General features: G+C 44.2%; 1 protein-coding gene. It reads left to right on the top strand.

Translation table 11 applies throughout. The features are described 5' to 3' along the window. Window positions 1-90 precede the first annotated feature (90 nt). Complete coding sequence (locus tag GXP65_RS24900) at window positions 91-1,422, top strand: IS4 family transposase (RefSeq protein WP_038893009.1); 1,332 nt, start codon at window positions 91-93, stop codon at window positions 1,420-1,422. The last annotated feature ends 9 nt before the right edge of the window (window positions 1,423-1,431 follow it).

Here is a 1,431-nt window from a genome sequence, read left to right as displayed (position 1 = left end):
TAACTCCGATCAGTTAAGCAAATGATCAGTTGAACGATCCTTTGGTTGGTTGAAAATACCCTCAAGCATTTCATGTTTGAGGGTATTTTTATGTTGGCTCACTGGCTTATTGATGTTGATGACTTCGCTTCTCCTGATTCACTTGCGCTTTTTCAAAAAGAGCTCCCACTGGAATGGATAAATCAAGCTCTTGATGAAACGAATAAAGCCAGTATGAGAAGGCGAAAGCTACCTGCTGAGTTGGTCGTTTGGCTGCTAGTCGGTATTGGCTTGTATCGCGACAGACCTATTACTGATGTTTTGGAGAAATTAGACCTAAAACTATCTAACTCTTTAGGTGAATCCATTGCCCCAAGTGCTATCCCTCAAGCCAGAAAACGTCTCACGGCAGAGCCATTAAAAACACTATTCGCTATGACGGCTCAGCACTGGACTAAGTCCGAAGATAGCGAGGATAAATGGTTTGGTCTAAGGCTGTTTTCAGTCGATGGGACTCAATTTAGAACTCATGATAACGAAGCGCTTGCTAATCACTATCAGTACGTTAAGCACAGTAAAAATCGTCACACTGAATACCCTGTTGTTCGGCTATGCGCACTTTGCTCTCTTCGTAGTCGATTACTCCATGATGTCGCTTTTGGTCCTAGTTCAACAGGAGAGGTGAGTTACGCAAAACAGTTAATATCATCAACGATGCCTCACTCCCTCACGATCTTTGACAGATGTTATTTAAGTGCCGAGCTAATGATTAACTGGCAGCGTCAACACGACTCTAGCCACTGGATGACCCCAATAAAATCCAATACACAATATGAGGTCATTAGGCAGCTAGACAAGGAAGGACGAGATTTGATTGTCGAAATGGATGTATCACAACATGCACGTAAGCAAGATCCAAGTCTCCCGGAGAAATGGCAAGCGAGATTAGCACTGTACCCTGAACCAGAACAACCGAATCATATAAAAGGTGTACTAACTTCGCTAACCGATAGTCAATATGACCTTCAATCCCTGTTGGATGTCTACTTCGAGCGTTGGGAAGTTGAGAATAGTTATGGGGAGATAAAACACGACATGCTGGAAGATGAACTTCTTCTTCGAAGCCAGTCAGTAGAGGGGATAGAGCAAGAGGTCTGGGGAATCTTAATCGCTTATAACTTGGTTCGTGTAGAGATAAGCCGTATTGCCAAAGAGGCGAAAGTATCGCCTCTTCGGATAAGTTTTATGATGGCACTTCGAGATATTCAAGATGAACTGATGTGGTGTGCGATAGCGTCGCCTGGCTCGATCCCTAAAAAGTTGAGGGCGATGCGAGAGCGGGTGAAGCGCTACATTCTGCCAGAGCGAAAAAAACGGCCCAAATCAAGGACCGTTCGTATGAGTAAGACTCGCTATCCAGTTCGCTCCAAACACGTTAAGTGATAGGAGTTA

The sequence above is a fragment of the Vibrio sp. LB10LO1 genome, assembly GCF_010092875.1.
Taxonomy (GTDB): domain Bacteria; phylum Pseudomonadota; class Gammaproteobacteria; order Enterobacterales; family Vibrionaceae; genus Vibrio; species Vibrio campbellii.
The sequence above is the reverse complement of the archived record's forward strand: the minus strand, read 5'-3'. Positions and strand labels throughout refer to the sequence as shown.